Raw genomic sequence first — 23403 nt, 5'->3', positions numbered from 1 at the left:
ACCACAAAAATTGAAAATACAATCTTTAATGTATTAGAAATACCTTCTATTTTGCAATGAGTTTTTCATTTGAGGGACAAGCTGTGTTATCTAGGAGGAAGAAATGACAATACTAGTAGATTACGAAAATGTAACAAATCATAATGGACTCAAAGGGTTAGAGTATGTGAATGATAAGGACATCTTGATAATATTTTATTCTGCCGCGTGTAAGAGCATTAGGAAGGGTGACGTAACCTTAATTGAACAAAGTGGTTGCAAATGGAGTACATATAAGTTACAAGCTCCTGGAAAGAATGCATTAGATTTTTATATATCAGTACAGGCTGGAATATTAGCGGAGCAGGGAGAAAGACATATTGCCATTATTAGTAACGACAAAGGCTTTAAGGCAGTTGTTGATTTTGTAAACATAAAATATAAATCAGATGGCATGATTATTGTTAAAGCACCAACAATTGAAGCTGCAATTTCTGCTATGAATGATCCTGATGATAATAAGCGAAAAGCCCTTGTAGATTCAAAAATGGCATTATTAAATATAGAAGAAGAGTTTGCCAAATATCAAGAAAAAGAGAGACTATGCCAAAAAATAAAGTATGCATTTGATGATACAGAATATGAAAATCTTGTAGATGAAATAATATCGTTTGTATCTATACATGATAAAGTTCAGAAGAAGAAAATGTATTCAGATTCTATGCATGTATTCGGAAGAGATAGCGGAAGAGAAATCTACAATATTATCAAAGAAGTGGTATAAAAAGAAGTTTAATAGGCAAGAGCAGATAAAGCTATTAAAAAAATAGATTGTAAGTAACCTAATATCAAGTTATAATAAAAGTAGGAATTCCCTACTTTTTAAAGGAGGTGTTAATATGGCAAGCACATTATTTGTAAATGACGCAAAGGTAATGTCGAAAGGGCAGGTCACTATACCTAAGAATGTAAGAGCAGCGTTGGGCATTGAGACTGGAGATAGAGTGACATTTATAGTTGAAGGAAATGAAGTTAAAGTTGTTAATTCGGCCGTATATGCTTTAAAAAGGTTCCAAGAGCAAATGAAGGGTGAAGCTTCAAAGGCGGGATTTTTATCTGAGGACGATGTTGCAAATTGGATTACTGCATCACGAAGGGAGGAAAATGCTGAGTGAAAGTGATGATCGATACAAACATTTTTATTTCAGCAGCGTTATTTCCTAATGGAAAAGTAGCTCAGGCATTGAGAAAGGCACTAACTTATCCATATCAACCTATAACTTGTGACTATGTTGTTGATGAACTTCATAGAAAGTTTCAAGAAAAATTTCCAGATAGATTAGTGGAACTAGAGGCGTTTTTGTATGTTGCTTTACAGTCGATAAAAGTTGTCAAAACTCCAAAAAAAATGAATGCAGCAGAATTAAAAATACGAGATGTTAAGGATAGACCAATACTTAGAGCGGCACTAAATGCGCATGCGGACTTATTCTTGACAGGCGATAAGGATTTTTTAGAATCAGCGGTTGAAGATCCAAGAATTATAAACGTAGCTACTTTTTTAGAAATGTAAATTGATATAATAGAGCATTACTATTCATGATAGTAGTGCTTTTTTATTTGTCAGAAAAAGGATGGGCAATATTACATATAGCTAAGGCGAAAAGTTGTAGTTGCAAGTTGGCAGTTACAACATATAAAATATTTAGAAATATAGCTAGAACAATTATTGGGAGGACGAAATGTTAAGGCTTGAAAAAGTAAACGGGAATAATGTATGGGACATTTTAAAACTTACTGTCAATGATTCGCAAAAAGAGTTTGTAGCTAGTAATAAAATAAGTATTATCGAGGCTTATACAGCTATTACTGCTCATGGATATGCCTATCCTTTTGGAATATATGATAGTGATGAACTAGTTGGATTTATGATGATTGGTTTTGATAAGGATGATTATTGGGAAGATGCACCGGAAATAGCTACTGGTAATTATAATTTATGGCGTTTGATGATAGATAAGGAACATCAACACAAGGGATATGGTAAACAAGCAGTAAAACTTGGGCTTGATTTTATTAAGAAATATCCATGTGGTCCTGCTGAATATTGTTGGTTATCATATGAACCAGAGAATCAAGTTGCAAAGGATTTATATGCATCATTTGGATTTGTTGAGACTGGTGATATGGATGGAGAAGAGATTATTGCAGTACTAAAACTATAAAAGAAAAACATTAATTGTAAAGAGTTAGGAAGTATATAAACATGGATCATTTTTATTTTATTAGACACGGGGAAACTGTTTGGAACGTAGAAAATAAGATTTGCGGTGAAACAGACATTGAGCTCACAGAAAAAGGTCATGAGCAAGCCATAGAAACTGGTAAAAAGATAGTGGAGCAGGGAATTACTGCGGACGTAATCCTAACATCACCTCTTGTAAGAGCAAAAGAAACAGCAAGACACATCTCTGAGATTACAGGAATACCAATGGAAATAGAGCCAAGGCTCAAAGAGCAGAATTTTGGAAGATATGAGTCTACGCCAAGAGATGGAGCGGAATTCCACGAAGCAAAAAAGGATATGGCAAGCAGATTTGGAACTGGTGAATCTATGCTCCATCTTGCTCAGAGAATATACAATCTTATAGATGATATAAAGGAGTCAGATAGAGAAGTCATTCTAGTAGCCCATAATGGAATTGCAAGAATGGTGGAATCCTACTTTACAGAAATGACAAATGAGGAGTTTTCTTCTTGTGGAATCAAGAACTGTGAGGTTAAGAGATACGATTTTTAATATACAAAAGGGAATATAAAGGGGGCAATAATGAAACAATATATCGTAGATGCATTTACAAACACACCATTTGCAGGTAATCCAGCAGCAGTGTGTGTTATGGATAGATGGCCATCAGAAGAATCAATGATGAAGCTGGCAATGGAAAATAATCTGTCTGAAACAGCGTTCATTGTAAAAGAGGAACAGGGCTATCACTTACGTTGGTTCACACCAGGTTCAGAGGTAGAACTATGTGGACATGCAACCCTTGCATCTTCATTTGTAATACTAAATTACATAGAAAAGGATTCAGACCTAGTAGAATTCAACACTCTCAGCGGAAAACTTACAGTAAAGAGAAATGGAAATCTCTTGGAGATGAATTTCCCTACATATGAACAGCCTGAAATTCCTGTTACAGATGAAATGGAAGAAGCTTACGGCGTTCGTCCTATAAAGGCTCTTCTTGGACCAGACCTTCTCTGTATATTTGAATCAGAAGAGCAGATAAGAAATATGAATCCTGATCAGATGAAGCTCTCAAAGCTTCCAGGCAGAGGACAGGATGCTACAGCAAGAGGAAAAGATGTAGATTGTGTCTCAAGAACTTTCTTTCCAAAACTTCTTGTTGCAGAAGACCCAGTATGTGGTTCAGCTCATTGTCAGATAGCAGCTTATTGGTCTGAAGTATTGAATAAGAAGGAAATCAAAGCTTACCAGGCTTCAAAGCGTGGTGGTTATGTACATTGCAGATTAGAGGATAATAATCGAATCACTATCAGGGGAGAAGCTACATTAGTTGCTATATCAGAGATTGTAGTGAATCTATAATTAATGCTAAAGAAGAGAGGATAGTCAATATTTTATGGAAGACTAAAGTGTATTATAATTAAGTCGATTTTAGGAAAGGAGGACATTGCCGATGATCAATTCCTCAAATTTCCTCCACAATGTGGAGGCCTAAACTCGACACTGCGGGTTCAAGCTAAGCTTACCCGCTAAAATATATAAGGCTGCAAGGAGTAATCTTTGCAGCCATTTACTTTACGGGGTGTGGCTCAGATGGTAGAGCGCTACATTCGGGATGTAGAAGTCGCGCGTTCAAATCGCGTCACTCCGATTATTAAAAACTGGGAGGGAATTGCTGATGGATATAGCTAAAGAACTTATCGAAAAAGCAAAAGAGCGAAAGGGCTATAATTAGTTATGGAGATTATATTAGTAAATGAGAATGAGCCATATTGGGATAAGCTAATAGCATTTTCTAGAAATTGCTCATGGAACCCAGGCAAGAATTTAGCTAATAGGATGGAAAAACATGATTTCAAAGATAAAGAGCAAATATTTGTTGCTATAGAGGCTAACCAGATTGCAGGATTTTGCGTTTTTGAAGAAGATGGATATATCCCACCTGAATATGACTATCATCCATTCATAAATCTAGTATTTGTAGATGAATCCTATAGAGGCAAAAGAGTTTCAGAAAAGCTAATAGAAAAAGCCCTAAGTTATGGCAAAGAACTAGGATTAAATAAAGTTTATCTAAAAAGCGAACATCGTGGCCTATATGAAAAATATGGATTTAAAAAGATTGCAGATTTTACTCCTATTGTAGGTCTTGCAGATCAAATATTTGAAAAGAACCTATAAAAGAACTAAAATGTTTGCAGCATGTAAAAGATTTTAAACCCCCATATCGATATTCATTCCAGAGAGGAGGCCAGCATCGGCTTCCTTTCTGTTTTTTTGATAAGGATTATCTTCGTTTGGATAGGCAATCTTAGTGTGGGTGGTGCCGCCTGAGACATAGGTGCGGCCGCACTCAGGGCAGACAGCAGTATGGATAGAAACAGAGGCCTGAAGGACTTTGCCGCCACTTTCCTCAGCTTTGTCGTAGGCATTGTTTACGTGCTCTTGCTCATGCCCGCGGACACGAGCCGCAGCAGCATTAGGTGATATATGAGCAGCAGATTTAAAGGATACTTGCTCGTCAGATCCGTCCTGATATTTTCTGCTGGCGCAGGTTTCGCATTCAATTATGCCAGCTCGCTTTGCAGCGCGTTCGCTGGTAATATTCTTGGCCAAGGACTCACTTTTGCCCTCAGCACGCAGTTCATCTGCAATTTTAGAATCCACAGGATTTGTTGCGCCAGAATTAATAGAATTACTATATGGAGAAAAGTTAGTGTTTATGCCATTAATACCCAACATAGAATCACCACCTTAAAACGAACAAAGGTCATATATAGTGATAATAACACTAATGTACGTCTAAAGTATGAAGTTGTATAATAAAAGCTAAAATTAGTTATATTAGGGAGTTTGGAAGGAAAGCCAATGAAAAGAAGGATAGCTTTATCAATATGCTTGGCCTTATCGCTAGTAGCATGCGGCAAGCAAACGGTTATGCAAGAGCAGGTGTCGGCCCAGGAGGCCAACTATAGCCAGCCACAGCCTGTGGAATCTACCACAGAAGATAATGGTGAATACGATTTTACTTTATGCTTCGCCGGCGATATCAACTTTGACGAAAATTGGGCCACAACCCAATATCTGAATACCTGCGCAAATGGTATTGCGGACTGCATTTCACCGGAGTTGATAAGTACCATGCAGCAGTCCGATATAATGTGGATAAATAACGAGTTTACATACAGCGACCGTGGACAACCGCTGGCAGGTAAAGCATATACTTTCAGAGCCAATCCGGCCAGAGTAGAGAATCTGAAGTTGCTTGGGGTTGATATAGTGGGTCTTGCAAATAATCATGTGTACGATTATGGAAAAGACGCATTGCTTGATACAATGGATACCTTGGATGCAGCAGGGATTCCATATGTAGGAGCGGGCCACAATTTGGAAGAGGCGAGTGAGCCAGTATACATGGAAGTCCAGGGAAAGAAGATAGCATTCGTGGCTGCATCCCGTGCTGAAAAGAACAAGATGACACCACAGGCCACGGATACCGAGCCAGGAATTCTCAGATGCTATGACACAGCCCTCTTTGACGAAGAGATAAAAGAGGCCGATGCTAATGCGGATATTGTGGTGGCGCTACCTCACTGGGGCACGGAATATTCCACAGTGCTTGAGCCGCTACAGACATCTACGGCACATGAGTATATCGACGCCGGAGCAGATGTAATCATAGGCGCCCACACACATTGTCTTCAGGGCTTCGAGTTTTACAACGATGTACCAATAGTCTACAGTCTTGGAAATTATTGGTTCAACGAAAAGACGTTGGATACCATGCTTATCACATTGCATTGCTATGGAGATAATGATGAGGAAAATATGGACGTTATCATTACACCTGCATTGCAAGCAAACTGCACAACACAGTACGTGGCAGATGGTGCAAAGCAGCGCCAGTTGTATGATAGGCTTGAAAGCATATCAGTAAATGCGCAAATAAGCGACGACGGAATTATTACACAGGAAAAGACAGAATAGAGGAGAATTTTGAAAATGAAAAAGAAAAAAGCAGTGTATGTTCTTATTAGTGCAAGCATAGCATTTGCCTTGCAAGGATGCGGAGAAGAAAATTCAGGTTTACTGGAGAACGATGTAAAAGAAAAATCAACGGTAGAAAGTGACAGTACCGAAGACATAACGAATGGAACAGAAGGTATTATAAAACTAGAAGAAGGCGAAAATGAGTATACTGAAGCAGTCTATGAATTTGCCTCATCAGTCGATGAGATTCAAGGCGAACAATTTGCAAGTTATCTTGTGGATTTTGATGAAAATGGCAAAAATGAGGCATTTGTTTTGTGTGGGCATCAGGATGAAGAGGATGAAACTCGTTGGTATTCATCCACAGTGTGGTTTGTAAATGAAAGCTTAGAGGTGGAACAGCTATTTGGTTGGTATGATCCAAATGTAACGTATTATGTCGAAGAAGAATTTAAAGACATTGATGGAGAAAAATGCTTTTATCTAAGTGGATATAATACTTTTGATGATGAACCCTTTAGCTATATGTATATGCTAAAAGATGGTTCCATAGCAGATGTAACAGAAGACATAAACGGTGAAAATGAGGCATTTGAATCAAAATATACCAAAGAAGAGCTTGAAGTGATGACACCCCAAGAACTATTTGATGCATTTTGCAATGGTGAAATACAGGCTGAGTTCACTGATATAGATGGGAACACAGGATATATTAATACCAAAGACTGGGGATGGTCTGAGGATGATATGAATGACTATCAAAAAGTGGTTGACCCATATGATGTAGATAATGATGGAGAATTAGAATATATAATTGATACAATATATGGAATCATGTGCTTTGATTGCAAAGATGGTAAGGTTACTATGTTTGCAGATGGCGAAGGAACAGCGGCATTTTGTAGTTATATAACATATAACAATTCTACATGGATTTTGTACCAAGACACTATGCATGAAGGCCGCAATATGTATCAGCTTTATAAGTTTAACGGAAATCTTCAAATAGAGGATTCTATGAATCTATACTGGAATGAAGATGAAGACGGTAGTCGTACCTATTATTATAATGATGATGAAGTATCTGAAGAAACTTATAATGATATTTACAGCGATATTTTTGGTGAGTAAGAAAAAAATTGAATTTGTAGGAATGTAGCAAAAGGAACAAATCATGACAGAATTACAGACAGGAAGACCAGCGGACACAACGGGCCGTTTAGACAGAGAAATAAGAGTATATGATTATTTAGATGAGCTTGGAATTGAGTACAAGCGTATAGACCATGCACCCGCAGACACAATGGAAGTTTGCGCCGAAATAGATAAATCCTTGGGCGCATTGATATGTAAGAACCTCTTTTTATGTAATAGACAGAAGACAAACTTTTATTTACTAATGATTCCAGGAGATAAAAAGTTCAAAACAAAGGAGCTTTCAAAGCAGATAAATTCAGCGAGACTTTCATTTGCAGACCCAGAGGATATGCTTAAGTATCTGGACATCGAGCCAGGCTCAGTTAGTGTAATGGGGCTAATGAATGATAAAGACCATGCGGTACAGCTTTTAGTAGATGAAGATGTGAAAAACAGCGAGTTTATCGGCTGCCATCCATGCGTAAATACATCAAGCATGAAGATAGCGGCAAAGGATATTTTTGACGTATATCTTCCAGCAGTGGGCCATGAGCCAAGAATAGTTACATTGCTTGGTGAAGACTAGAATTCAAAGGATGGAGGAAATGACATGGACAAGTTGATACTAGGATATTTGGTCATTGCTAATATTGCAGGCTTAGCCGTAATGGGAATTGATAAAGCAAAAGCCATCAAAGGTGCTTGGCGCATACCAGAAAAGACATTATTTTTAGTCAGCTTAATAGGCGGAAGCATCGGAACATGGGCAGGGATGTACCTGTTTCATCACAAGACAAAACACTGGTATTTTGTAATTGGCATGCCAGCAATTCTGATTATCCAGTTGGTTATAGCAGCATATTTAACGGGCTTGATATAGGAGAAAAATCATTAGTGAAGTATAAAAATATCGTAGAAGCAAAGTTCATATCACGTCCAAATCGCTTTATAGCTCAGGTTGATATTGATGGGCAGGAAGTAACTGTCCATGTAAAAAATACTGGCCGTTGCAAGGAATTATTGCTTCCTGGCAGGACGGTATACCTGGAAAAGGCTACAAATCCAGAGCGTAAAACACCATATGATTTGGTTGCCGTTGAGACACCTATCGGAATAATCAACATCGATTCTCAGGCGCCAAATGCGGTGGTGAAGGAATGGCTGGAAAAGCAGGATTATGACTATATCGACCCGGAGCATAAATATGGCGATTCCAGAATCGATTTCTTCATGAAAAAAGGTGAGGATGAATATCTTCTTGAAGTTAAAGGTTGCACACTTATTAAAGATGGTGTAGGCTTTTTTCCTGATGCGCCTACAGAGCGTGGTGTAAAGCACTTGAGAGAGTTGGCAAAGGCTACAAAGCTTGGCTACAAGGCTATGGTGGCTTTTGTTATTCAGGTAGATGGTGTTACAGAGGTGCGCCCCAATGTGGAGACTCACCCGGAGTTTGGTATCGCTTTACAAGAGGCGCGGGACGCAGGCGTACAGGTGCTGTTTTTGCAGTGCCACGTAGAAAAAGATTTATTGGAGATTACTAATTAACAGATGAAACGTGATTATAAAGGAATATTGCTTACAATCTTGGGAGCCTCCTGCTGGGGGCTCTCAGGTTCTGTAGGCCAGTATTTATTTGATGTGCAGCAGATGGATAGTCAGTGGCTTGTGCCGATTCGCTTAGGCTTGGCTGGAATAATACTGATTATCTATTGCCTTGCAAAATATAAAAAAGAGACTTTCAAGCCATGGGCCACACCTGGCCAGTCGGTAAACATGCTGATATATGGCCTGCTAGGAGTTAGTTGTTGCCAATTTCTATATTTCCTAACCATAGAGCTTTCAAACGCAGCCATAGGTACGATTTTGCAGGATCTAGCACCTATTTTCATTTTGATGGTGACATGTCTGAAGGGGAGAAGATTGCCAAAGCTCGGCGAAGTAAGTGCCATCATACTGGCAATTCTAGGTGTATTTTTCCTTACAACCCATGGAAACATCGAAAATCTTTCAGTAGCAAAAGGCGCCCTGATTGCTGGAGTTGGTAGTGCGGTATGTGTAATGATTTACAATGTGCTTGCGCCAAGAATCACCAGCGACACACCTGTAGTTATCGCTCAGGCATGGTCATTTTTGATGGGTGGCGCATTTGGATGCCTTGTCTTTAGGATATGGCAAATCCCTTACACACCAAATATTTACGGCCTGCTTGGCATAGCATTTGTTGTGTTAGTTGGAAACATCGGAGCATTCACTCTCTACATCAGCGGCGTTAAGCGAATCGGTCCAAACAAGGCTAGCCTATATAGCTTCGCAGAGCCAATAACTGCTGCAATCATCGGAACTACAATCCTTGGAAACAAGTTCACAGTGTACGATGCGCTTGGCTTTGCGCTGATATTCCTGATGTTGTGCAGTATTACGTTTTCTAAAAAAGAATAGAGGTTATAAGACAACAGACAAAAACTGTTGTCTTTTTTATTGAAAAAATAAATGAAAGTGTCATACTAGAAAATGCAGAAAAAAGGAGACATAATATTATGAAAAAGAAAGCTTTGTTATTAATGCTAAGCGCAAGCCTTATTTTAACAGGCTGCAAAACAATTAAAATTACAATTGAGGATGATGAGGATACACAAGCTACAGAGTCGGTGGAATCATCAGATTCAAAGGCGGATTCGCAGACAGAATCCACAGATACAGCAACTACAGATGATGAGACTGAGGGGCTAGAGAATAACGATGAAAATATTACAGAATCACCAGCAGCTATCACAATCAAGAATCCTTCATGGGATAAGTTTAATAACACTGGTTTAAGCGCAGATGATTACCCACATCTTTCCCTTACAAAGACAAAAGAGGAGAGTCAAGAGTGGCTCGATACCGATGTGTGGTGCCAGAAGAATGGTTTTGAGTATCAGAGACTTCCATACTCAGATGGAACATTTACATACAAGGGGCTTTATCCAGATGATGATTATTCATGCACTGCCCTTACAATTTCATCCGAAAGCACAGGGGATATCCTTTATTATTTGGATTTATACGAGCTTTGCTATGGCCCAGATGAATCAGGAAGATATTCACAGGCAGTACAGAATATTCAGTATGCAGTGATGGATGAAAATGCCAATATCCTTTATGTTTCAATCATGCACAATGGATATTCCAGCGAGAACCCATTATCAAGCCACATAGTAGCTATTGACCTTCAGAAAAATGAAGTGATTTGGCGAAGCGAGCCGCTAGTATCAGGACTTTGCAACTTCATCGTTGATGGCGATACAATCATCTGCGGATATGGATTTACATCCGAGCCAGACTACATCTACTTGCTTGATAAGCATACAGGCGACAAGGTGGATGAGATTTCGGTAAAATCAGCACCAGAGCAGTTTGATATCAAGGGTGACACACTTTATGTGGCCACATACAACACAGCCTACGAGTTCACAATTCAAAGATAGAAAAGGATAGATAAATGAACGAAACCGAAAAACTTCAGTGGGAAGAGGTATCCTGCGAGCATATAGTAAATGACGAATGGATTGACTTCAGAAAAAGCAGATACAGATTTCCAGACGGAAGAGAATTTGAGCCATACTACAGCTACAGCCGCCGCGATTATGTGGTAATTGTAGCTACTGATGAAGAAGGCAATTATATCTGTGTTAGACAGTACCGTCACGGAATCAAGCGAGTGACCACAGAGTTTTGCGCAGGTGGAATTGAGCGCACAGATGGCAAAGAATACGGAAACCGCCAAGATGCAGGTAGCACAGAGGACGCTCTTGTGGCAGCAAAGCGCGAGTTGATGGAAGAGACAGGATACGAAAGCGACGACTGGAAGTTTCTTCTTACTGTTCCATCAAATGCCACTATGGCGGATAATTACGCCTATATCTATGTTGCAAAAAATTGCAGAAAGGTGAGCGGACAGAACCTTGATGAGACAGAAGTTTTAAACGTACATCTTTACAATAGAGCACAGATTGATGAGATGATTGCCTCAGGGGAATTCCCACAGGCGTCTCATATATTGGCCCTTCTTCTTGCAGATAAAGAAAGTAATAAGTAATAAAAAAGTGATTACTCCGATAAAACAGAGTAATCACTTTTTGAATTCCATAAAATCCATTCATCATAGCCGGCATCGTAGACAGCCTGAATCTCGCTGTCGATGTCGGCTTTGTCATATTCTATGTGACCTTCCACATTATCTGCGGTGAAAGCCTGAAGCCATGGGCGAACCACAGCCTTATCTTCATCTGGAATAGAAGATAGGACATCAGCGGAGCCAGACAAAGCAGCAAAGATGGTGTCGTAAGGATTGGCATCTGGAACATCAAGTCCGAATTCCCCGGCAGCATAATGGGATGGATAAATCATTGGGCTGATGCAATCAACAGTTGAGGCGAAGTCAGTGTAGCTTTGGCCGATGTGCTTTGCATCCACATCACTTGTAATGATTGTTCCGAAGACATTGGTGCTGACAGGAGTAAAAGCTTTTTCATGAACAGCAGAAGTGATTTGTGAAAGGAAGCTGTTGATGTATTCTTGTCTGCTTTCATCATCAGAGGCAGCGCCATAAACAGCATCTTCTGAGTTCTGGCCTACTGGAAAACGAACATAGTCAAGTTGAATCTCATCAAAACCGAGGAGAGCGCAATCTACAGCAATGTTCGTCACATAATCCCATACTTCCTGCTTGCATGGATTAACCCATGCATTTCCCATTGAATCAACCACTGGCTCACCAGTTGAATCCAACAACGCCAGCTCAGGATGCGCCGCAGCTAAAACTGGGTCCTTAAAGCAAGAGATTCGGCCGATAACGTAAATATCGTTATCATGAAGAGTTTGCAGTAGCCCTTTAATGTCTTTTATATATGGGATACAAGCCCCGGTTTTGTCAGTCTCTGGATTATCTAGATAAAAGGAGATGTTTCCGGAATCTTCCTTAATATCAAGTACAACAGAATTCAAATCAGTGGAGTTGATAAGATCTATTAATTCATCCATTTTTTCAGTGCCGGCGGTTGGCGCAGTCACATAGATGCCATGGACCTTAGGATGTGAGAAGGAATGTTCATTAGGTGAAATAATAGGAGCGGATCCATTATCATCACTATGTTCCTTGATAACGGTGGCTTTACTAACTGAACTTATAATCAGCACGGCGACAAGAATGGCCGCGGAAATTCCAAATGCAATAACTAAAGGTAAATATCGTTTAATATATTTCATAAAAATCTCCCCAAAAGTATGTTAGGTATAATAATACAACATATTTAAATAATTTTAAAACGCTCTGACAAAATAGTGTTAGAATTAGAACAAGAGATTTGTTGTAATGAGAATGATTCTATGATACAAAATATAGTAAAAATCTTAGGATAATAGGAGTGGCTATGACATATTTAACTTGTTTTTTTCTCGATAATGAGAAGGATATTATTGTAAATCTCTACAAGGATCTAGACAGGATGTACTATGTCCTGACCACGCCAAATCACAGTACAGGCAACCTTATTCGTAATCTTTCAAAGACCTGTAACCTCCCACTTTCACAGGATGACAATGGAATGCTTATCATCACAGATGAGATTCCATGTTTTATAGATGGAAATAATCAGGAAAGCTATATATTCAAGCTGGCAGACACAGAGATTGCCAGCATTTATCCAGATGGCACTGTAGAAAGAAAAGCTACAATCCCTGCCATTGCAAAGACTCTCATGAGCCAGACAAAGGATTTCAAGCTTCCTGCTGGAAAGACCATATTCAAAACATTCATCCGCAAGGATTTAAAATTCAGAGCAGATTTGCACACCCACATGAACGGCAATTTAACAGGCGATATCCTTATTGCGTTGGGAATTGCTCATCAGATTCGCTATCCACTTTATTATGTAAAAAAGCTGGAGCTGGAGCTTACTGATGCCCAGTGGGAAAAGGTAAATGCTCAGCGTGAAAAGGTTGCTCGACAGTTCGTATCATCGGATTTACAGGGCAAGTATCTGGACCGCAGAATCAATGATAATACATTTATAAATTTTGCAGACCTAATCCTAAACAACCTGGACAATGCAGAGATGAATATCGTAAAGATTAGAAATTCTCTGGCTGTTATCAAGGATGGACAGGCCGTATTTACAAACCTGGAAAAGGTTTACCTGTATCGCTACGTATTCTGTAAGGGAAAAGAAAGCGAGGAGCAGATACCTTTTGCAAAGGTGGATATGATTCCAGATGAGGATGTTAAAAACGCCCTTAAGCAGATGCTTCGTGATAGGGAAAATCCTGATTATTGCCACAACACAATCTTCCAGGATAAGCTTCTTTGGATTGCTAGAAGCTACAAAAAGCAGGGCGTTTGTTATGCAGAAATCAGTGACACAACCCTTGTTAAAAAGTACGAATCAATCGAAATGCTTAGACAGGTTCATGCCGTGATGCCAAGCATTTACCAGGAGACAGGTGTTATGATTCGCTTCCTTGCAGCTATGCGTCGTATCCCTCTTACAATCGTTAAGGATGCTGTCACTCCAGCCAATTACCTGGAGCAGAACTTAGAGGTGCTTAAAGCAACAGCCCTTGATCCATATGTGGCAGGCTGCGATTTCGTAGGCGAGGAGATAAACGATATCATTACTCTCAAGCCTGCCTTCAAAGAAATCGTAAAGATTGCAAAGGCCGATCCAAGCTTTGTCATCCGTGTTCATGCAGGAGAAAATGATAGTCAAAAGGATAACATCGCCCATTCAATTGCTTGCGTAAAAGAATCATTAGAGCCAGGCCAGCAGATGCCAAGAATGCGATTAGGCCATGGACTTTATACATACAGCCTTGCATCAAAGAAGGGCAAGGAGACATTAAAAGAGCTAAAGGAAAACAATGTGGTTCTTGAGTTCCAAATCACCAGTAACGTGCGTTTGAATAACCTGAACTCACTTCAGAATCATCCACTTAAGCAGTACCTTGAAAAGGGAATTTCCTGTGTACAGGGTACAGATGGTGCTGCCCTATATGGCACCAATTCTATCGACGAGCAGCTTTCTTTAGAGAAAATGCTTGGTCTTACAGACGAAGAGCTTAAGCAAATGCACGATTCCGAGAGCAAGATAATCGAAGAGAGCCAGAAGGCATACTCCGTAAAGAAGGCAGCCTTCGCCAAGCTTTTAGGCGACCGTGACATGGAGGAGGTTCTCCTTGAAAAGATGCAGGCCGTTACCATTTCAAAGGCAAAGGCCAAATCTGCACCAAAGCTTGATGCCAATACAGAGCTGAAGGATCAGATTGAGGAAATCACATGGGACAGAACACCTGTGGTTCTCTTGGGAGGAAGCTTTAACACTGAAAATAGAACAACCAAAATCAGCGCCAACGCTATAAAGCAAATGGACGACATGCTCGAATACATGAGCCCAGATGAGGTTTGTTTTGTTATAGGTCATAAGCTTTCTGGTTATGAAAAATATCTTTTAGACCACAATGATAAGGGCTTCAGAATCTACTCATTTGTGCCATCACTCATCACAAAAAAAGAGGCAGAAAAAATCAAAGACGCCAATGTGAAGGTGCGAGTATCGATTGAGTCTGAAGGCATGGGTATATACAAAAGTTTTAACTATGAGATTTTCGAGCGCCGCCCATCAGTGGTAGTAGCCTTCGATGGAAACAGTGCAGCAGCTAATCTTATTCAGGAAGCAAAGAATGGAAAAGGCCCCTCAGCTATCCTGATTTGGAACCATTCAAAGACTCTTATGCAGAAGGCAAAATCCCTTCACGGCTATGTATATTCCTTCGATGGGGACAATCCGTTGGTAGATATGCTTGACTCATTAAAAACTAAATTTAAGAGCAAATAAATAGCTCAAATTTATTTACTAAAAAAAGCAAATGAGCTATATTTAAAGGAGCGAATTTTAGCGACATAATAACAAAAAGGAAGAATATTTGTTAAGGAGGAAAAAATGGGTTTTTTTGATGATTTTGGAAAAAAGATTTCCGATGCTAGTCAAGGAGCTATTGCTAAGACAAAAGATTTTGCAGATGTAGCAAAGCTAAACTCAAATATTTCAGATGAGGAGCGCAGAATCAACAATGCATATCAGCAGATTGGTAAGCTCTATTTTGAAATGCATCTTGAAGACTTTGAAGATTGCTTCAAGGATCATTTTGCAGCAATCAATGAATCACTTGGAAAGATTCAAGACTACAGACAGCAGATTACAAACATAAAGGGCGTTGTAAAGTGCCCTAACTGCGGAGCTGAGGTTCCTAAGGATTCAGCTTTCTGTAGCTCATGCGGTACACCAGTACCAAAGCAGGATGCACCTATCGATGTACCACCAGCAGAAGCAGAGGTAGTATCAGCATCAGAGGCAGCTCCTGTTGAAACACCTGTAGAGGAGGCTCCAGCAGTAGAAGCTCCAGTAGAAAAGAAGTGCCCATCATGCGGCGCAACACTTGAAGATGGTGCATTATTCTGCACAAATTGTGGAACAAAAGTAGAGGAGAATTAAAGTTATGGAAAAGACAAAATTAGGTATACCAGTAGGTTTATTTGGAGCATTTGCAATTGCAGCAGTTGGTTTTGGCGGATATGTAGCAACAGCTCTTGTAGTAGGATATGTTCTTCTTATGGAAGAAAACACATGGTTAAAGAAGGCTGTAGTTAAGGCAGCTGCAACAATGGTATTCTTTGATTTCCTTATTGCATTAGTTGGAATCATTCCAGATGCTGCTGATTGGGTTGTATCTCTCATCAATGTATTTGGTGCAGATATCTACGGAAACTTTGTTTCAGATATCTTCAACCTTGTATGCCGTGTTCTTGGTATCTGTGAAGATATTATCTTCATTGGTCTTATCTTCAAGGCTCTTAACCAGGGCACAATTGCTATTCCATTTGTTGATGGTTTAGTTGACAAGAATATGTAATATAAATTTCATCATTTAAACAAACTAATTTGCTATACTGACCCCACAGTAAAGGTGGGATGCAGTATGGATTACAATTGGGAAGACGAGAGCAAGCCTTATAGTTCGGACGATGCGTACGAGGATTTGGAAAAGCTTAAAGAAATGCTTCACGAGGCTCAGCGCAAAATAAATAGAGGCAAGCTTGAAAAAAGCGATATTGATTTGAGCATCAATATCGAAGTAGATGAAAATAATAAATAGTGTTTAACCCCTGATTGAATGATTTCAGTCAGGGGTTTTTAGTATAAACCGTGAAAACTCAGTGAAATTTGCAAAAATGATTGCGTGCTACTTATTAAAAAATATATAATAAACCCGTAAATTAAATAAAGAAATGAGGAAAAATTATGTGGTTATTTTTTACCCTCGCAACAACCTTTATCTGGGGTCTTGCGGAGCTATTCTATAAGAAGGGAGCTAACCCAGATGAGAAGTTCTCTCATCTCAAGATATGCGTTTCCGTTGGTGTAATCATGGGTATGCATGCAATCTTTACATTGCTTACTCAGGACATCGGATATGATCCAATCAATCTTGTCCGCTATCTGCCAGTATCCCTTTGTTACATTCTTTCAATGGCATTTTCGTTCTTTGGAATGCGATTCATTGAGGAATCAATCTCAGATCCAATCGAGAACACATCAGGTGCCATCGTATCACTTATGTGCGTAATCATCCTTGGTGAGACAATTGCAACAGGCTCAATCATCGCTATCGTCATCATCGTTATCGGTATCCTTGGACTTGGCTTCCTTGAAAACAATGGCGACACAGACAGAAAGAAAAAGCTTGGAAAGAAGATGGCAATTATCGCATTTGCGATGCCATTCTGTTATGCAACACTTGATGCACTTGGAACATTCCTTGATATCTATTATTTGGAAATGGAAACAAGCCCACTTGTAAACGTAAACGAGGCAACAATCGAAGAGGTGGCAAACACATCTTATGAGCTTACATTCTTTATTGGTGCAATCATTCTTTTACTTTTCATGTGGAGCCGCGGAGTAAAGTTCGAGCTCCCAAAGCAGAGAGACAAAGTGCTTGCAGGTGTTTGTGAGACAGCAGGTCAGTTTACATACGTATATGCCATGAGTGGAAACGGTGCAATCGCTGCGCCAATCATTTCAGCAGTATGCGTAGTATCACTTACACTTTCAAGAATCTTCCTTAAGGAAAAGCTTACAAGAAAGCAGTATCTATTCTTGTTCCTTGTTATCGCAGGTATTCTAATTTTAGCGACAATTGAGGGAGACTAAAAATCGTAAATGCGATATAATCAAGATAATAAAGGAGACAAAATGGGGCGTACATTATATTTGGAATGTAACTCAGGCATCAGTGGCGATATGACTGTAGGTGCGCTTTTAGACTTGGGGGCCGATAAGCAATACTTATCCGAGGTCCTAAGCACAATAAAGGCCGAGGGCTTCAAGATTGCTTACAGCAGAGTGAAGCGTGCAGGCTTGGATTGCATGGATTTTGATGTAATCCTGGATGATGAGCATGATGGACACGATCACGATATGGATTATCTTTATGGACATCTCCATGAGGAACATCATCATGACCACGACCATGAACACCACGATCACGAGCACCAGCATCACCATGAACACAGGGGCATGAAGGAGATAAATCAGATTATCGATTCTGCAGCCCTTACAGATAGAGCAAGAGAGATTGCCAAAAGAATTTTTAATGTGTTGGCAGAGGCAGAATCAAAGGCCCACGGTGTTCCAGTAGAGCAGGTTCATTTCCACGAAGTGGGAGCAATTGATTCTATCGTCGATATCATTTCCATCGCCGTTTGCATGGACAATCTAGATATCACAGAGGTGATCGTTCCAAAGCTATACGAAGGCCAGGGAACAGTCAGATGTCAGCATGGCATTTTGCCAGTGCCGGTGCCAGCAGTAACCAATATTGTTTCTGAATACAAAATTGGATTAGAAATTCTAGATATCAATGGAGAGTTAGTCACTCCAACAGGGGCTGCAACAGTTGCGGCACTTAGAACAAGCGATACATTGCCAAAGGAATTCGTAATTGAAAAAGTTGGCATGGGTAGCGGTAAACGAGACTACGGTTTAGCAGGTTTTTTACGAGCAATGATTATCAAATAATGGGGGAGAAAAGGGGTTACTTACATGGAGAAGATTGAAGAATTTAAGGATTACTCAGCTAGTGAAGTTTTGTATATGCTAAAGGATTTGCCTGATGCCTGCTGTGTTTTCAGGGTTATGACAGATCCTTTTGGCACTGTACATGACATGCAGTTCATTTTCGTAAACGAAAAATATGCATCTTTAGTTGGAAAACCAACAGCGGAATTAATGGGTGCAACATACTATACAACTGTATCAAATAGGGATGAGGATTGGATAAGGCTCAGCTATCAGGCTGCAGTCATGCGCCAATCTGTCATCAACCGTACTTTCAATACACAGTTCAATAAATGGTTCGAATTCTGGGCAGTTCCAGTTTATAAAAAAGGCTTTTGCGCCTTCATCATTCATGATGTTACAGCTGAAAAGCGCAAGGAGGAAAACCAGGAAATTGTATCTAATTCTAATAATCTAATCTTGGATTGCGCCAAGGTTCTTTCCACAAGCGATTTTAAAAGAGGTATCAAGGCTACACTTAAAGCTCTTGGAACAAAAATAAAGGCAGACAGAGTCTATATTGTAGAGTCGAAGGGCGGTGACCTGGGAGATATCTACGAGTGGACAGATAGAAAAAGCGGCACAGGCTTGCCAAACAGAAAAGACTTTGAGCGATTCGATTTCTTCACAATGTGGGATAGGCAGTTGCTGGAGAATAGAGTTGTAATTGTTGAAGATACGAAAGAAATCATTAAGAAAAATAAAGAAGTATACGAGGATGTGCTTCAGGGAACAATTTCCCGTTACATTATCACGGCTATACAGGACAAGGGTGAGACAATCGGCTATCTTGTTGCCGACAATTTCTCTTTGAACCTGGAAATAAATGTGGCAGAAGTATTTGAAACGGTTTCAATATTCATTTCCGAGGAGCTTAGAAACTACATCCTTGGTCAGGAAATGCAATATATGAGTTCACATGATGCCATGACAAACCTTAGAAACAGGAATGCATTTACGGCAACTCTAAACATGATAGAGGGTATGAAGATATCTGTTGGTGTGTGCTTTGCTGATATTAATGGCCTTAAGGCAATCAATGATGAGCAGGGCCACGATGCAGGTGATGAGTACATAAAGGAAGCAGGAGCCATTGTAGAATCAGTCTTTAAAAAGAAATACAGCTATCGAATTGGTGGGGACGAGTTTGTTGCTATCGTACCTCAGGTGGAGAAGGATTATTTCGAAGAGCTGGTAGCAAAGCTTCGTAAGAAATGTAAAAAAGTATCAATGGCCATAGGAGCAACATGGCAAGAAAATGCAGTAAATATGGAAGAGATGATTAACACTGCCGACAAGCTGATGTACAATGATAAGGCAGAGTTCTATTCTTTAAATAACGACCGAAGACGCTAGGATATATTATGGCAAAACAGAAAAAGCAGATTGAATACAGATATTATGAGATTCCAGAAGGTCATTATGTAATGGCTCTTTTGGGAGATAGTTGGGTTCGTAGCTACGGAGCGGAGCAGGAAAATCTGCTTCATTTCCACAACTACATGGAGATTGGTTACTGCTACTGGGGCAATGGCCAGCTTACAATCGAGGAGGCCAATGTTAATTACAAAGGCGGTATAATCACCATCATCCCAGAGAATATTCCACACGAGACCAAAAGTATCAACAATGGAATCTGTAAATGGGAGTACCTGTACATCGATATTAACAGCTTCATAAAAAAGGAAATGCAGTTCAAGCGCATGCTTCCTGAGGAAGTAATAAAGCGCCTTAACAATCAGGGCTATGTAATTCAGTGGAATCAGAATAAGACATTGAATACCATTGTTAGAAACATCATTGAGGAATACCGTGAGCAAAAGCCTTACTATAAGGAATCTGTAAAGGGCTATCTGAGAGCATTTATAGTGGAGCTGCTTCGTATCAACGAGGATATGAGTTCTTCCCTTACAATCGAGGAGAAACGCTTAAATAGCTACATCGAAAAGAGTATAAATTACTTTGCAGAACACTATGCAGAGGAAATAAAGATGGCTGATGTGGCCGATGAATGTGGTCTTTCTGAAAGCCATTTTAGACGAATATTCGAAGAGACCATGAGCATGAAGCCTTTAGATTATTTGAATATGGTTCGAATAGACAAGGCATGCGAGATAATCCAGAACAAGGATTACGCCATGGAAGAAGTTGGATTTAGAGTTGGATATCAGACTCCATCTACCTTCAACCGCAATTTCAAAAAGCTCACTGGCAAGACTCCATACCAGTGGAAAAAAGAAGAGAATCATTTAGGAATAACAAAGAAGAATTATCAAATAAGTGCAAAGAAAGGATGGTAATTTAGCTAATGCTAAATCACCATCCTTTTTTCACGTTCTAAACATATTTTCGTAGAAAAACAATTATTTAACAATCTTTGATAGTCGAATTTGCACTTTTTTAGAGCAAATTTGTCAGACAATAACCATATATAACTAGTATTATGACCATATGAGGGGTAGGTATTGGGTAATAAGTTGTGCATGATGCACAATAACCCCTGAACAATTTATACAAATGAAGGAGAAGAAGAGAATGAAGAGAAGATTACTTTCACTCATGCTTGTTGGTGCAATGGCAGCTTCTATGGTAGCATGCGGCAGCTCAAGCTCAGACACAGCAGCAACAGGCGATGCTGCAACAACAGAGGATGGCGCAGCTGCAGCCGATGCAGCCGATGTTCAGTCAGATGACGAGAACACACTTACAGTTTACGCTTGGGACGAAAACTTCAACATCCCAGCACTTCAGGCAGCTGAGAAGGATTACCAGGAAGTAAATCCTGATTTCCATCTTGAAATTATCACACAGTCACAGTCTTCAGACGTTGAGAATGCTGTAACACTTGCAGCAGAGGCTGGCGACTACAGCACATTACCAGATATCGTACTTTTCCAGGATCACTACATCCAGCAGTACGTTACAAATTATCCAGATGCATGGCAGGATGTTGACGATGCAGATTGCGATTGGTCAGGACTTGGAGCTGAGAAGCTTTCATACTCTACAATCGATGGCAAGCATTACGGATTCCCTGTAGATGCAGGAACAGCAATCTTTGCTTACAGAACAGACCTTCTTGAGCAGGCTGGTTACACAATTGATGATGTAACAGGTATTACTTGGGATGAGTTCGACAAGATTGGTAAAGATGTATACGCAGCAACAGGCAAGTATTTACTTTGCATGGATGGCGATGGAAACGACTTATTCTACATGATGCTTCAGGAAGAAGGCGTTTCACAGTTCAAGAACGGTGAGCCATACATCACAGAGAACGAGGCACTTGTACAGGTATTCGAAACTCTCGTAACACTTGCTCAGGACAACGTACTTTACCTTGCAAATGACTGGTCAGATTATACAGATCAGGCTATCCAGGGCGACATGGTTGCAGGTGTATTCAATGGTAACTGGATCATTCCTACAATCGAGCAGGTTGCAGACAACGCTGGTAAGTGGGAGATTACATCAGCTCCAACACTTACAGGTAAGGAAGGATACGCTTCAAACGGTGGTTCTTCACTTTACATCACAGCTAACTGCTCAAAGACAGACCTTGCTAAGGACTTCTTAGCTTACACATTTGGTGGACGTTCAGCAGAGGACGGACAGTCTACAACATATGATGAGGCACTTACAAACGGTGGTGTTATCGGAACATGTGCAGCAGCTGCAGAGTCAGATGTTTACCAGCAGGGTGTTGCTTACTTCAACGATCAGGCTATCTACGCTGACATCGTAGCTTACACACAGAACGTACCAACAGTAGAGCAGTCAGATTATCACTACGCTTGCCGTACAGCTCTTGCAACAGCACTTATCAACGTTCTTCAGAACGGTTACACAACAGATCAGGCTCTTGAGGAAGCAGAGTCTAACCTTAGATTTGAAATGGGACTTTAATCCTAATTAGTAAAGTATTTCATGGGAAGTGGCTAGCCCACTTCCCTTTTTTAAAAAGAAAGGGAAGACATCGTGGAGAAGAAAAGAAGAGGATTGACACTTGCGAATAAGCAATTGGCAGCCGGATGGTTGTTCCTTACACCAGCAACAATACTTATATTTATCATGAGCTTTTATCCAATCGTAAAAGCTTTCATCACATCATTTAAAACAGGTAAAGGCGTAAATATAGCTTTTGCCGACCCATTAAACTACAACTACTCTCGAATGTTACAGGATACGATTTTCAAGACATCAATGAAAAACACGTTCCTTTATTTAATAATCGAGGTTCCTGTAATGTTAATTTTCGCTATTCTTTTAGCGCAGTTACTTAACAACAAGGACCTCAAATTCAAGGGATTATTCAGAACATGTATCTTTTTACCATGTGCAACATCTCTTGTTTCTTACTCATTAATTTTCAAGTCAATGTTTGCTACACAGGGTCTTATCAATTCGATCCTTCAGACAATCGGACTTACACATGAAAACATCAATTTCCTTGGAACAGCAAGCACAGCCAGAGCCGTAATCATTATCGCCCTTATCTGGAGATGGACAGGTTACAACATGGTATTCTACCTTGCTGGACTTCAGAACATTGAGTATTCAGTATACGAAGCAGCAAAAATCGATGGTGCCAACGGATGGAAGACATTCTGGTACATCACAGTGCCACTCTTAAAGCCAACAATTGTTATGACAGCCATCATGTCAATCAACGGTACATTACAGCTCTTCGACGAGTCAGTTAACTTGACAAGTGGTGGACCTGCAAACTCAACAATTACAATGTCACACTACATATACAACCAGGCATTTGGCCAAGGTGTTGGAAACTTCGGTTACACATCAGCCATGTCATTCATAGTATTTATTATGGTTGCTATCTTGGCATTCATCAATTTGAAAGTAGGTGATACACGTGACTAAGAAGAGAAACAG

General features: G+C 39.9%; 27 protein-coding genes and 1 tRNA gene. 26 read left to right on the top strand and 2 right to left on the bottom strand.

Going from position 1 to position 23403, the window contains the following annotated elements:
- Positions 1–103 precede the first annotated feature (103 nt).
- The 8 genes from E7274_RS03690 (at position 104) to E7274_RS03655 (ending at position 4411) form a co-directional block, all read left to right on the top strand.
- Complete coding sequence (locus E7274_RS03690; protein ID WP_304173819.1) at positions 104–763, top strand: PIN domain-containing protein; 660 nt, start codon at positions 104–106, stop codon at positions 761–763.
- Between the two features lie 115 nt (positions 764–878).
- Entirely contained in the window at positions 879–1154 is a 276-nt protein-coding gene (locus E7274_RS03685) for an AbrB/MazE/SpoVT family DNA-binding domain-containing protein (RefSeq protein ID WP_304173817.1), read from the top strand.
- Positions 1155–1159: 5 nt separating this feature from the next.
- Positions 1160–1552, top strand: a complete 393-nt coding sequence (locus E7274_RS03680; RefSeq protein WP_304173842.1) for a putative toxin-antitoxin system toxin component, PIN family — start codon at positions 1160–1162, stop codon at positions 1550–1552.
- 169 nt (positions 1553–1721) lie between these two features.
- Positions 1722–2204: a GNAT family N-acetyltransferase gene (locus E7274_RS03675; RefSeq protein ID WP_304173815.1), complete on the top strand. Its 483-nt coding sequence runs from the start codon at positions 1722–1724 to the stop codon at positions 2202–2204.
- Positions 2205–2245: 41 nt separating this feature from the next.
- Positions 2246–2779 (top strand): histidine phosphatase family protein, encoded by a 534-nt coding sequence (locus E7274_RS03670; protein ID WP_304173813.1) that lies wholly within the window; start codon positions 2246–2248, stop codon positions 2777–2779.
- Between the two features lie 30 nt (positions 2780–2809).
- Complete coding sequence (locus E7274_RS03665) at positions 2810–3592, top strand: PhzF family phenazine biosynthesis protein (RefSeq protein WP_304173811.1); 783 nt, start codon at positions 2810–2812, stop codon at positions 3590–3592.
- Between the two features lie 216 nt (positions 3593–3808).
- Positions 3809–3881, top strand: a tRNA-Pro gene (locus E7274_RS03660).
- An 86-nt stretch (positions 3882–3967) separates the two neighbouring features.
- Complete coding sequence (locus E7274_RS03655) at positions 3968–4411, top strand: GNAT family N-acetyltransferase (RefSeq protein WP_304173809.1); 444 nt, start codon at positions 3968–3970, stop codon at positions 4409–4411.
- Positions 4412–4444: 33 nt separating this feature from the next.
- On the opposite strand, the gene E7274_RS03650 is transcribed toward E7274_RS03655, so the two are convergent.
- The gene (locus E7274_RS03650; protein WP_304173807.1) at positions 4445–4972 is read right to left on the bottom strand and encodes a hypothetical protein; all 528 of its coding nucleotides are present in this window, start codon (positions 4970–4972) and stop codon (positions 4445–4447) included.
- A gap of 126 nt (positions 4973–5098) precedes the next feature.
- On the opposite strand from E7274_RS03650, the gene E7274_RS03645 reads away from it, so the two are divergent.
- The 8 genes from E7274_RS03645 to E7274_RS03610 all read left to right on the top strand — a co-directional run bounded on the left by E7274_RS03645 (position 5099) and on the right by E7274_RS03610 (position 11435).
- Positions 5099–6217, top strand: a complete 1119-nt coding sequence (locus tag E7274_RS03645) for a CapA family protein (RefSeq protein ID WP_304173805.1) — start codon at positions 5099–5101, stop codon at positions 6215–6217.
- Between the two features lie 15 nt (positions 6218–6232).
- Positions 6233–7351: a hypothetical protein gene (locus tag E7274_RS03640; RefSeq protein ID WP_304173803.1), complete on the top strand. Its 1119-nt coding sequence runs from the start codon at positions 6233–6235 to the stop codon at positions 7349–7351.
- A gap of 43 nt (positions 7352–7394) precedes the next feature.
- Positions 7395–7943: a prolyl-tRNA synthetase associated domain-containing protein gene (locus E7274_RS03635; RefSeq protein WP_304173801.1), complete on the top strand. Its 549-nt coding sequence runs from the start codon at positions 7395–7397 to the stop codon at positions 7941–7943.
- 24 nt (positions 7944–7967) lie between these two features.
- Positions 7968–8237 carry a DUF1294 domain-containing protein gene (locus E7274_RS03630; protein ID WP_304173799.1) on the top strand — a complete coding sequence of 90 codons (270 nt, stop codon included), beginning with the start codon at positions 7968–7970 and terminating at the stop codon, positions 8235–8237.
- 14 nt (positions 8238–8251) lie between these two features.
- Positions 8252–8902 (top strand): DNA/RNA nuclease SfsA, encoded by a 651-nt coding sequence (gene sfsA / locus E7274_RS03625; RefSeq protein WP_304173797.1) that lies wholly within the window; start codon positions 8252–8254, stop codon positions 8900–8902.
- Positions 8903–8905: 3 nt separating this feature from the next.
- Positions 8906–9796: a DMT family transporter gene (locus tag E7274_RS03620; protein ID WP_304173795.1), complete on the top strand. Its 891-nt coding sequence runs from the start codon at positions 8906–8908 to the stop codon at positions 9794–9796.
- Positions 9797–9894: 98 nt separating this feature from the next.
- Positions 9895–10824, top strand: a complete 930-nt coding sequence (locus tag E7274_RS03615) for a hypothetical protein (RefSeq protein WP_304173792.1) — start codon at positions 9895–9897, stop codon at positions 10822–10824.
- A 14-nt stretch (positions 10825–10838) separates the two neighbouring features.
- Positions 10839–11435: an NUDIX hydrolase gene (locus tag E7274_RS03610; protein ID WP_304173790.1), complete on the top strand. Its 597-nt coding sequence runs from the start codon at positions 10839–10841 to the stop codon at positions 11433–11435.
- 11 nt (positions 11436–11446) lie between these two features.
- On the opposite strand, the gene E7274_RS03605 is transcribed toward E7274_RS03610, so the two are convergent.
- A complete protein-coding gene (locus E7274_RS03605; RefSeq protein WP_304173788.1) occupies positions 11447–12604 on the bottom strand; it encodes a putative glycoside hydrolase in 1158 nt (385 codons plus the stop codon).
- 164 nt (positions 12605–12768) lie between these two features.
- Between E7274_RS03605 and E7274_RS03600 the strand changes: the two genes are divergently transcribed.
- The 10 genes from E7274_RS03600 to E7274_RS03555 all read left to right on the top strand — a co-directional run bounded on the left by E7274_RS03600 (position 12769) and on the right by E7274_RS03555 (position 23391).
- Positions 12769–15228 carry an adenosine deaminase gene (locus tag E7274_RS03600; RefSeq protein WP_304173786.1) on the top strand — a complete coding sequence of 820 codons (2460 nt, stop codon included), beginning with the start codon at positions 12769–12771 and terminating at the stop codon, positions 15226–15228.
- A gap of 105 nt (positions 15229–15333) precedes the next feature.
- Complete coding sequence (locus E7274_RS03595; protein WP_304173784.1) at positions 15334–15885, top strand: zinc ribbon domain-containing protein; 552 nt, start codon at positions 15334–15336, stop codon at positions 15883–15885.
- Between the two features lie 4 nt (positions 15886–15889).
- A complete protein-coding gene (locus E7274_RS03590; RefSeq protein ID WP_304173782.1) occupies positions 15890–16303 on the top strand; it encodes a hypothetical protein in 414 nt (137 codons plus the stop codon).
- Positions 16304–16369: 66 nt separating this feature from the next.
- On the top strand, positions 16370–16546 hold the full coding sequence (locus E7274_RS03585; protein WP_304173780.1) for a hypothetical protein: 177 nt from the start codon (positions 16370–16372) through the stop codon (positions 16544–16546).
- 146 nt (positions 16547–16692) lie between these two features.
- Complete coding sequence (locus tag E7274_RS03580) at positions 16693–17604, top strand: DMT family transporter (RefSeq protein WP_304173778.1); 912 nt, start codon at positions 16693–16695, stop codon at positions 17602–17604.
- A gap of 42 nt (positions 17605–17646) precedes the next feature.
- Positions 17647–18471, top strand: coding sequence for a LarC family nickel insertion protein (locus E7274_RS03575; RefSeq protein WP_330598808.1), 825 nt, complete (start codon positions 17647–17649; stop codon positions 18469–18471).
- A 24-nt stretch (positions 18472–18495) separates the two neighbouring features.
- Complete coding sequence (locus E7274_RS03570) at positions 18496–19866, top strand: sensor domain-containing diguanylate cyclase (protein WP_304173776.1); 1371 nt, start codon at positions 18496–18498, stop codon at positions 19864–19866.
- An 8-nt stretch (positions 19867–19874) separates the two neighbouring features.
- Positions 19875–20810: an AraC family transcriptional regulator gene (locus E7274_RS03565; RefSeq protein ID WP_090395230.1), complete on the top strand. Its 936-nt coding sequence runs from the start codon at positions 19875–19877 to the stop codon at positions 20808–20810.
- Positions 20811–21045: 235 nt separating this feature from the next.
- Complete coding sequence (locus E7274_RS03560) at positions 21046–22416, top strand: ABC transporter substrate-binding protein (RefSeq protein WP_304173774.1); 1371 nt, start codon at positions 21046–21048, stop codon at positions 22414–22416.
- A gap of 72 nt (positions 22417–22488) precedes the next feature.
- On the top strand, positions 22489–23391 hold the full coding sequence (locus E7274_RS03555; RefSeq protein ID WP_304173772.1) for a carbohydrate ABC transporter permease: 903 nt from the start codon (positions 22489–22491) through the stop codon (positions 23389–23391).
- Positions 23392–23403 lie beyond the last annotated feature (12 nt).

The sequence above is a fragment of the Pseudobutyrivibrio ruminis genome (assembly GCF_015057245.1).
In the GTDB taxonomy this organism is placed as follows: Bacteria; Bacillota; Clostridia; order Lachnospirales; family Lachnospiraceae; genus Pseudobutyrivibrio; species Pseudobutyrivibrio ruminis_E.
Note: the sequence above shows the minus strand (reverse complement) of the source record. Positions and strands in the feature narration are given on the sequence as shown.

Excerpts from the sequence above, each read along its gene's own strand:
- E7274_RS03690 (WP_304173819.1), top strand. The coding sequence starts at position 104 with ATGACAATACTAGTAGATTACGAAAATGTAACAAATCATAATGGACTC.
- E7274_RS03685 (WP_304173817.1), top strand. The coding sequence starts at position 879 with ATGGCAAGCACATTATTTGTAAATGACGCAAAGGTAATGTCGAAAGGG.
- E7274_RS03680 (WP_304173842.1), top strand. The coding sequence starts at position 1,160 with ATGATCGATACAAACATTTTTATTTCAGCAGCGTTATTTCCTAATGGA.
- E7274_RS03675 (WP_304173815.1), top strand. The coding sequence starts at position 1,722 with ATGTTAAGGCTTGAAAAAGTAAACGGGAATAATGTATGGGACATTTTA.
- E7274_RS03670 (WP_304173813.1), top strand. The coding sequence starts at position 2,246 with ATGGATCATTTTTATTTTATTAGACACGGGGAAACTGTTTGGAACGTA.
- E7274_RS03665 (WP_304173811.1), top strand. The coding sequence starts at position 2,810 with ATGAAACAATATATCGTAGATGCATTTACAAACACACCATTTGCAGGT.
- E7274_RS03655 (WP_304173809.1), top strand. The coding sequence starts at position 3,968 with ATGGAGATTATATTAGTAAATGAGAATGAGCCATATTGGGATAAGCTA.
- E7274_RS03650 (WP_304173807.1), bottom strand. The coding sequence starts at position 4,972 with ATGTTGGGTATTAATGGCATAAACACTAACTTTTCTCCATATAGTAAT.
- E7274_RS03645 (WP_304173805.1), top strand. The coding sequence starts at position 5,099 with ATGAAAAGAAGGATAGCTTTATCAATATGCTTGGCCTTATCGCTAGTA.
- E7274_RS03640 (WP_304173803.1), top strand. The coding sequence starts at position 6,233 with ATGAAAAAGAAAAAAGCAGTGTATGTTCTTATTAGTGCAAGCATAGCA.
- E7274_RS03635 (WP_304173801.1), top strand. The coding sequence starts at position 7,395 with ATGACAGAATTACAGACAGGAAGACCAGCGGACACAACGGGCCGTTTA.
- E7274_RS03630 (WP_304173799.1), top strand. The coding sequence starts at position 7,968 with ATGGACAAGTTGATACTAGGATATTTGGTCATTGCTAATATTGCAGGC.
- E7274_RS03620 (WP_304173795.1), top strand. The coding sequence starts at position 8,906 with ATGAAACGTGATTATAAAGGAATATTGCTTACAATCTTGGGAGCCTCC.
- E7274_RS03615 (WP_304173792.1), top strand. The coding sequence starts at position 9,895 with ATGAAAAAGAAAGCTTTGTTATTAATGCTAAGCGCAAGCCTTATTTTA.
- E7274_RS03610 (WP_304173790.1), top strand. The coding sequence starts at position 10,839 with ATGAACGAAACCGAAAAACTTCAGTGGGAAGAGGTATCCTGCGAGCAT.
- E7274_RS03605 (WP_304173788.1), bottom strand. The coding sequence starts at position 12,604 with ATGAAATATATTAAACGATATTTACCTTTAGTTATTGCATTTGGAATT.
- E7274_RS03600 (WP_304173786.1), top strand. The coding sequence starts at position 12,769 with ATGACATATTTAACTTGTTTTTTTCTCGATAATGAGAAGGATATTATT.
- E7274_RS03595 (WP_304173784.1), top strand. The coding sequence starts at position 15,334 with ATGGGTTTTTTTGATGATTTTGGAAAAAAGATTTCCGATGCTAGTCAA.
- E7274_RS03590 (WP_304173782.1), top strand. The coding sequence starts at position 15,890 with ATGGAAAAGACAAAATTAGGTATACCAGTAGGTTTATTTGGAGCATTT.
- E7274_RS03585 (WP_304173780.1), top strand. The coding sequence starts at position 16,370 with ATGGATTACAATTGGGAAGACGAGAGCAAGCCTTATAGTTCGGACGAT.
- E7274_RS03580 (WP_304173778.1), top strand. The coding sequence starts at position 16,693 with ATGTGGTTATTTTTTACCCTCGCAACAACCTTTATCTGGGGTCTTGCG.
- E7274_RS03575 (WP_330598808.1), top strand. The coding sequence starts at position 17,647 with ATGGGGCGTACATTATATTTGGAATGTAACTCAGGCATCAGTGGCGAT.
- E7274_RS03570 (WP_304173776.1), top strand. The coding sequence starts at position 18,496 with ATGGAGAAGATTGAAGAATTTAAGGATTACTCAGCTAGTGAAGTTTTG.
- E7274_RS03565 (WP_090395230.1), top strand. The coding sequence starts at position 19,875 with ATGGCAAAACAGAAAAAGCAGATTGAATACAGATATTATGAGATTCCA.
- E7274_RS03560 (WP_304173774.1), top strand. The coding sequence starts at position 21,046 with ATGAAGAGAAGATTACTTTCACTCATGCTTGTTGGTGCAATGGCAGCT.